Source organism: Amycolatopsis sp. NPDC059021, assembly GCF_042739895.1.
Taxonomy (GTDB): domain Bacteria; phylum Actinomycetota; class Actinomycetes; order Mycobacteriales; family Pseudonocardiaceae; genus Amycolatopsis.
In genome coordinates, this window is the sequence record NZ_JBHYIQ010000006.1 from 172,787 (window position 1) to 179,648 (window position 6,862).

The following is a 6,862-nucleotide window of genomic DNA, read 5'->3' on the forward strand; positions in this document are numbered from 1 at the left end:
CTTTGTTGTGATCATACACCCACACGCGGCGTGGTTGTGGTTGTTTTCGCGTGTTGGGGTCCTTATACACCCCAAAAACGCAGCTCTCCCCCCAGACTGCGCGGACACGCGATGTGCCGAAGTGTCACGTTCGGCCGTTCAGCGGTTTAGAGTGGTCTATCACCCAGCTCGGGGATTGCGGGGGCAGAGCGTGACGGAACCGGAAAGCGACCAGGGCATCACTCTCTCCCACCGCGAGCAGGTGGCCGACTGGACCGCCGTTCGCGGCGGGCGGGTCCGCTTCGCCTCGGTGACGATCAGCGAGAACACCAACTGGAGCAACTCCGTCGCCGAGCGCAACCTGGCCGGCGCGCAGCGGGCCGGCCTGCACACCGGCGGACGGCACTACGCCCGGCCGGGCGCGGTGCACGACCAGGCCGAGCACTTCGTGCGGACGGCGAGCAGGCTCGGCGCGTTCGCGCCCGGCTCGCTCGCCCCGGCGCTCGAGGTGGCCGCCGAGAGCGTCGACGACCGGTTCGTCAAGACGTGGATCAAGCACGTCCGGCACGCCGCGAAGATCACCAGGGTGCTGGTGTACGCCGACCACGACCACTGGGCACACCAGCTGCACCCCGACCGCTGGGCCGACAGCGACGTCGTGCTGTGGCTGGTACGGCACAACGGAATCCCCGGCCGCCCCGGCTGGTTCCACAGCAGGCTCGGCATGCACGAACACGCCGTCGGCGCCGACGTGCCCGGGATCGGCTGCCCGGTCGCGCAGGACGCCGTCGTCTATCCGTTCACCCTGACAGATCTGTTGTTGTGAAGCCGGGGCGCAGCTGCCGGACCGTTTCCCGCGCGAGGACCACCAGCATCGCCAGCTCCAGCGCCGCCAGGATCCGGAAGTCCACCGGCTCGCCGCCGTCGCCCGCCCGGAACAGGAACGGGAGATAACTGAGCAGCGAGACGAACTGGACCACGACCGGCACGAACCAGAGCCTGCGCGGCAGGTGGAAGGCGAGCAGCACGGTCAGCAGATCGGCGAGGTAGAAGTACCGCTCGTGCATCGACGGCAGCACGAACGGCACCAGCATCACCGACACGGTGCCGAGCAGCAGGATCCGGGTGTCGGTCGGCTCCGCCCGGCTCAGCAGCACGAGCAGGCACAGCACGAGCACCAGCAGCCCGGCGAACAGCACGGCGGGCGCCCGCATACTGTCCATGCCCTCGTTGCCGCGGAAGAACTGCCAGATCGACGGCGCGTTCATGGTCAGCTTCGGCCAGATGTCGGTCTGCCGGACGTAGATCGTCAGCAGCTTGCCGGGATCGGCGCCGAGCAGCAGCGCCGGGACGTCGAGCAGCAGGTACACCGCCGGGATCGCGAGGACCGCCCGCCACGGCACGCGGCCGAGCAGCACCATGATCAGCAGCAGCGGCAGGATGAAGATCGCCTGGAGCTTGAACGCCAGCGCGAGTCCGAAGAAGACACAAGCCCAGTAAGGCATTCTGCGCAGCAGGAAGTAGACGCCGCCGAGCGCGAACGAGGCGTAGATCGCGTCGCCCTGCGCCCACATCGAGCCGTTGAGCACGACGGTCGGCAGCAGGAAGACGATCAGCGCGGCGACACCGGACACCCACGAGCGCAGGCCGAACCTCAGCGCGGTGATCCGGTAGGCGAAGAACGCGATGAGCAGTTCGAAGCAGACCGAAACGGCCTTGATCCCGGTGAGCGGCGAGCCCGGCAGCAGTGTCACGAGCACCATGACGTAGCGGTACGGCGCGTTCTGGTCCGAGAACTCGTAGCGCAGCGCCGCGAACCGCCCGTGCTCGACGACGAACTCGTACCACTGGCGGTAGTAGTAGAGGTAGTCCGTGGTCTGGTACCGGAACAACGAGATCCGGAGCACCATCGCCAGCCCGATCACCGCCGAGAGCAGCACGATCACGTACCGCTGCCGGAGCCGCTCGCGGCGGTCTTCCGGTTCCCCCGACGTCGATCGCGCACCGGCGGCTACTTCGTCGGTTACGTCGGTCGACATGGCAGCCGAGGGTAGTGGCCGTTTCTGTGGATCGTCAGTGACGTCACTCCCACTGTCCTTTTGGCGCATGTTACGGCGACAATGTCGCCATGCGGCTGGTGCGACGGGTGCTCGGGACGGACGTCGCGCCCGAACACGCCCTTCCGCGACTGGCCGCGTCCGCCGCTTCACGCGGAGTCGCGCCCCCGGCGGCGTTGTGCGGCGAGTGGTTCGGGTCGCGCGCGGTCATCGCACCCAGCCTGAGCCTCACGCCGGTTTCGGATCCCGCGGAAGCCTTCGCGATCCCGGCCCGGCTGCCCGAGATCCGTGACGCCGCACCGGGTGCCGTCGGCGGCGGCTGGTTCGGCTATCTCTCCTACGACCTCACCGATCCGTCGGGACGGTCCGGTGCGCTGCCGCCCGCCGCGTGGGGCTGGGCCGATCACATACTGCGCTGGGACACCGACGGACAGTGCTGGTTCGAGGCGCTCGTCCCCGATAACGCACCGGACCCGGCCGATCTTCTGTCCACTGTGGAATCCGCGCTGGCCTGGGACGACTCCGCGGCCACCTGGTCGGCGGGTCCGATGAACCTTCCGCTCGCCTCGGCCCACCACCACGCCGTCAAGTCGTGCGTGCACGCGATCGAGGCGGGGGAACTGTTCCAGGCCAACATCTGCTGCCGGTTCACCGGCGAGTTCACCGGCAGCGCCCCGGCCTTGTTCGCCGAGGGCGTCCGGCGGCTGGCGCCGCGCCGCGCCGCCCACCTCGCGGGTTCATGGGGTTCGATCGTGTCGTTCTCCCCCGAACTGTTTCTCGCGCGGCACGGCCGGTCGGCGCGCTCCACGCCGATCAAGGGCACGCTACCTCGCCGCGGCCCGGCCGACGACGGCAACGCCCAGCGGCTCCGTGAGTCCACAAAGGACGTCGCGGAGAACGTGATGATCACCGACCTGGTCCGCAACGATCTCGGCCGGGTGTGCACGGTCGGCAGCGTGACGGTACCGGAGCTGCTGGCCGTCCGCCCCGCCCCCGGCGTCTGGCATCTGGAGTCCACAGTGGAGGGTGAGCTGGCGCCCGGCCTATCCGATGCCGACCTGCTGGCGGCGACGTTCCCGCCCGGTTCGGTGACCGGCGCGCCGAAGATCCGTTCCCTGGACCTGATCGCCGAACTCGAGGCGAGCGGCCGGGGCGCCTACACCGGCGCCATCGGCTGCGCGTCGCCGATCGCCGGGCTGGAGCTGAACGTCGCGATCCGGACGTTCGAAATCCACCGGGACACGATCGCGCTCGGGGTCGGCGGCGGGATCACCGCCGACTCCGACGCCGAGGCCGAATGGCAGGAATGCCTGCACAAATCGGCCCCGCTCACGAGATTGCTGGCGACCCCGCCGCGCTGAGCTACTTCGCCGGGTCGAGCAGCAGCTTGCCGACCGTGCCCCGCGACCTGAGCGCCTCGTGCGCCTTGCGAGCGTCCGAAAGCGCGTACTCCCCACCCGGCACCGCGCGGATCTTCCCGGCCAGCACGAGGTCGAACAGCTCGGCCAGCGCGGTGCCGAAGACGTTGCCCGGCAAGCGGAACACGTGTGGCAGCCACATCCCGGCGATCGTCGTGCTGTGGCCGAGCAGGTTGGGCAGCCCGACCGGCTTCGGCTGCTCGCGCCCGGCCATCCCGTAGAACGCGAGGCGCCCGAACGGCGCGAGCGCGGCGATACTCTGATCGGTGGTGGCGCCGCCGACCATGTCGAGCACGATGTCGACCCGGCGGCCGTTCGCGTCGAGCAGCACCTCGGTCATGTCCGCGGCCCGGGAGTCGACGGCGACGTCGGCACCGAGTTCCAGCGCCAGCGCGCGTTTCTCGTCGCTGCTCGCGGTGGCGATGACCCGGCCGGCGCCCCACGCCTTGGCGAGCTGGACCGCGACCGACCCGACCCCGCCCGCCGCCGCGTGCACCACGACGGACTCGCCGGGCTCGAGGTGCGCGTTCTTGCGCAGCAACACCCAGGCGGTCGCGCCCTGGACCAACATGGACAGCGCGGTCAGATCGTCGACGCCGTCCGGCACCGGAAACGACATCGCGTCGTCGGCGACCGCACGCTCGGCGTACCCGCCCCCGCCGTTGAGCAACGCCACGACCCGCTTGCCGTCGGACGTGCGGCCGACGACTTCGCCGCCAGGCACGAACGGCAGCTTGGTCGGCGCGAGGTAGCTGTTCTCGGCCTGATGCGTATCGGCGAAATTGACGCCGATGCGGTCGACCTCGATCAGGGTCTGGCCAGGGCCGGGTTCCGGGTCCGGCAGGTCGGCGGGGGTGAGCACCTCGGGCCCGCCGAACTCGGTGACCTGCACTGCGCGCATCTGCGTCCTCCTCGCGGTCGAGATGAGACATTCTGCCATATGTCTCATCGAGAGTCCTGCCCACGATCAGGCTCATGCGACGCTGGCCGACATGTCGATCGACGAGCTGGCGAACAGCGTGGGTGTAGCACTGGAGAAGCTGCCCACCGGCGAGCTGGCCCACGCCGAGCGCGACCTGACCCAAGCCCGGGACGTCCTGGCCGCCGCACTCGCGGGCGCCACCAACCAGAAGGCATGCCAGGCACTCGAAGGTCTCGAAACCGCACTCCAGGACCTCACGAGAATCCAGAAGAACCTCGCTGACGCTACGGAGAAGGTAGGGACCTACCTAGCGAGGATCGGCGCAACCAAGCCGCGGACGCCCTCCAGACCCGCACAACCGTCGCCGCCGAAACCCAGCCCTTTTCTGTCGCCCGAGCAGGTGAAGAAAATCCGAGCGGAGCTTCCCCCGCCCGTGCCGAAGCCGAACCCGGAGAACCGCAAGACCCACGGCCGCTGGGTCGACTCGGAGGGCAACATCCGGGAGTCGGTGAGCGGCGAGGACCAGAAAGCGGACGAAGCCGCGAAATTGTTCCGGCAGGCCGGTGTGCCGATGAAGCTCGCGATCACCTCCCACGTCGAAGTGAAGGTGGCGACCGAGATGATCCAAACCGGTCAGCGTCATTCCGAGATCGTTGTCAACAACCCGCCCTGCGTCGGTATTTACGGATGTGACTCGATGCTTCCCGTCCTCCTCCCGGAAGGTTTCTCGGTCACCGTGTACGGTCCTGACGGTTACCAGCAGACGTTCGCGGGAGGCGAGCAGTGGTAGAGCTTGACATCTGGTACGACCGGACCCCGAAGAACGATCAGGGAGATGTCGTAATCCACGTAAGCACTGCCGGCCAGCTGGACGAGCTGATCGATCGGATCATCCACGAGACCGCCGACAATGCCGCCCCGCCCATGATCCAGGTAGCCGTGTCGGGGACAAAACGCCAGGGCATGGAGGTCGGACTCGGCAAGGACAAGGGCTTCATCAAGTACATCGGCAGGACCGAAGGCGGCCAAACCCGCGGAGACGCCACCCCGGATCTCGTGGTTGATTACGTTTACATGGGGAGCCACACCCAGGTCCCTGCCGAGGTCGAGGTCCCGATCGACCTGGTCCGGCGAGGCCTCCACGAATTCCTCGCGACCGGGGAACGACCCAGCGTGGTCTCGGCCGAGGGATAACCATCGCGCTTGTCCGCCCGTCTCGCGGTCGAGATGAGACATTCTGCCATATGTCTCACGCCGTGACGGTACGTGATAAGTTGGCCACATCGAAACCGCAGCTGTCTCCCGTCCACGGCGGCCCGATGCCGTCCGCGCCTTCACCGTCGCGCGTGAATGGTTCCTGCACGGCCGCCGCATCGACATGCGTGATCTGGCCGGCGAGCTGGACATCAGCCGCGCCACTCTGCATCGCTGGGTCGGCAGCCGCGATCAGCTCCTCGGCGAGATCCTCTGGTCACTCACCGAAGCCGTCCTCGACGCCCGCTCCCGCCACGCACACGGCCGCGGCGCCGCGGGCATCGCCGACGTCGTCGGCGCCTTCGCCCGCACGGTGAACGAATCGGCCCCCTTCCGCGACTTCCTCCGCCGCGAACCCGAGCGGGCACTGCGGATACTCACGACGAAGGCCAGTCTGGTGCAGAGCCGGACCATCGTGAAGGTGTCCGCACTACTGGAAGCGGAGATCGCGGCCGACCGCCTCGACCCGCCGCTGCCGGTGCCGGACCTGGCGTATCTGCTGGTGCGCATCGGCGAGTCCTTCATCTACACCGACATCATCACCGGCGGAACACCTGACGCCGAAAAGGCCCGCGCAGCCGCCATGGCTTTACTGGGCTAAGCCTGTTCGGCCCCGCAGGTGCGGGGAGGGCCGGAACAAGGGGTCGGCGGCGGGTACGACGGCGGATCATCCCCGCAAAGGCGGGGAACAGAGGTCGATGACCACGTCGGCGGCGTCGGCTTCCGGAACATCCCCGCGAGCCGGGGAGATACCGAGCAGCGCGGAACTCCGCGATCGGGTCACGCCCGCTAGCGGGAAAGGCGCCTGGCGCAGGGGGCCAGCCCCGCAGGCGCGGGGAGCACGAGGATCGACGCGAAGTAGTGCCTCAGGGGGTGGGGTCAGCCTCGCAGGCGGAGAGCACACTTCTTCACCCGCGGTTCTACACCCAGGTCGTCCATTTCGCTTCACTTTGTTCCGGTCTTCGCAGCCACGATGCCGCGTTCGGATCGTGCGGCGGCCATGCGCCCGTTGGTGCTGTGAAGGCCCCCTTCACGGCATTCGGCGAGCCCAGGGACGTGTGCTCGGTGAGGTAGGTGGTGCTCGCGGGATCGTCGTGGCGGCTGTGGTTTCGCGCCGCGGCTCTGGCTGTGGGGGGGGGGGGCGCGGGGGCGGGCGCCGGCGGCCCGCGGCGTGGGCGGGGCGCGGGCGCGCGCGCCCGCGGGGGGGGCGCCCGCACACGCACCCTCCCCCC

7 protein-coding genes are annotated in these 6,862 nt (G+C 68.8%); 5 read left to right on the forward strand and 2 right to left on the reverse strand.

The window, feature by feature from the left end:
• Positions 1 to 190 precede the first annotated feature (190 nt).
• Positions 191 to 805 (forward strand): GH25 family lysozyme, encoded by a 615-nt coding sequence (locus tag ACFWX1_RS05415; protein WP_378384110.1) that lies wholly within the window; start codon positions 191 to 193, stop codon positions 803 to 805.
• Here ACFWX1_RS05415 and ACFWX1_RS05420 read toward each other — a convergent pair.
• Positions 780 to 2,018, reverse strand: coding sequence for a hypothetical protein (locus ACFWX1_RS05420; RefSeq protein ID WP_378384112.1), 1,239 nt, complete (start codon positions 2,016 to 2,018; stop codon positions 780 to 782). The two genes, ACFWX1_RS05415 and ACFWX1_RS05420, sit on opposite strands and share 26 nt — an antisense overlap.
• 89 nt (positions 2,019 to 2,107) lie before the next feature.
• On the opposite strand from ACFWX1_RS05420, the gene ACFWX1_RS05425 reads away from it, so the two are divergent.
• Positions 2,108 to 3,397: an aminodeoxychorismate synthase component I gene (locus ACFWX1_RS05425; protein WP_378384114.1), complete on the forward strand. Its 1,290-nt coding sequence runs from the start codon at positions 2,108 to 2,110 to the stop codon at positions 3,395 to 3,397.
• Position 3,398: 1 nt separating this feature from the next.
• On the opposite strand, the gene ACFWX1_RS05430 is transcribed toward ACFWX1_RS05425, so the two are convergent.
• The gene (locus ACFWX1_RS05430) at positions 3,399 to 4,355 is read right to left on the reverse strand and encodes a zinc-binding alcohol dehydrogenase family protein (RefSeq protein ID WP_378384116.1); all 957 of its coding nucleotides are present in this window, start codon (positions 4,353 to 4,355) and stop codon (positions 3,399 to 3,401) included.
• Positions 4,356 to 4,446: 91 nt separating this feature from the next.
• On the opposite strand from ACFWX1_RS05430, the gene ACFWX1_RS05435 reads away from it, so the two are divergent.
• The 3 genes from ACFWX1_RS05435 (at position 4,447) to ACFWX1_RS05445 (ending at position 6,231) form a co-directional block, all read left to right on the forward strand.
• The gene (locus ACFWX1_RS05435) at positions 4,447 to 5,166 is read left to right on the forward strand and encodes a DddA-like double-stranded DNA deaminase toxin (protein ID WP_378384118.1); all 720 of its coding nucleotides are present in this window, start codon (positions 4,447 to 4,449) and stop codon (positions 5,164 to 5,166) included.
• Positions 5,160 to 5,570, forward strand: coding sequence for an Imm1 family immunity protein (locus ACFWX1_RS05440; protein ID WP_378384120.1), 411 nt, complete (start codon positions 5,160 to 5,162; stop codon positions 5,568 to 5,570). Before ACFWX1_RS05435 ends, ACFWX1_RS05440 begins: the two co-directional genes overlap by 7 nt.
• A gap of 184 nt (positions 5,571 to 5,754) precedes the next feature.
• Positions 5,755 to 6,231 (forward strand): QsdR family transcriptional regulator, encoded by a 477-nt coding sequence (locus ACFWX1_RS05445; RefSeq protein ID WP_378384122.1) that lies wholly within the window; start codon positions 5,755 to 5,757, stop codon positions 6,229 to 6,231.
• Positions 6,232 to 6,862: the final 631 nt, after the last annotated feature.

Coding starts and splice junctions, on each gene's coding strand:
- ACFWX1_RS05445 (WP_378384122.1), top strand. CDS start 5,755: ATGCGTGATCTGGCCGGCGAGCTGGACATCAGCCGCGCCACTCTGCAT.
- ACFWX1_RS05435 (WP_378384118.1), top strand. CDS start 4,447: ATGTCGATCGACGAGCTGGCGAACAGCGTGGGTGTAGCACTGGAGAAG.
- ACFWX1_RS05420 (WP_378384112.1), bottom strand. CDS start 2,018: ATGTCGACCGACGTAACCGACGAAGTAGCCGCCGGTGCGCGATCGACG.
- ACFWX1_RS05430 (WP_378384116.1), bottom strand. CDS start 4,355: ATGCGCGCAGTGCAGGTCACCGAGTTCGGCGGGCCCGAGGTGCTCACC.
- ACFWX1_RS05425 (WP_378384114.1), top strand. CDS start 2,108: ATGCGGCTGGTGCGACGGGTGCTCGGGACGGACGTCGCGCCCGAACAC.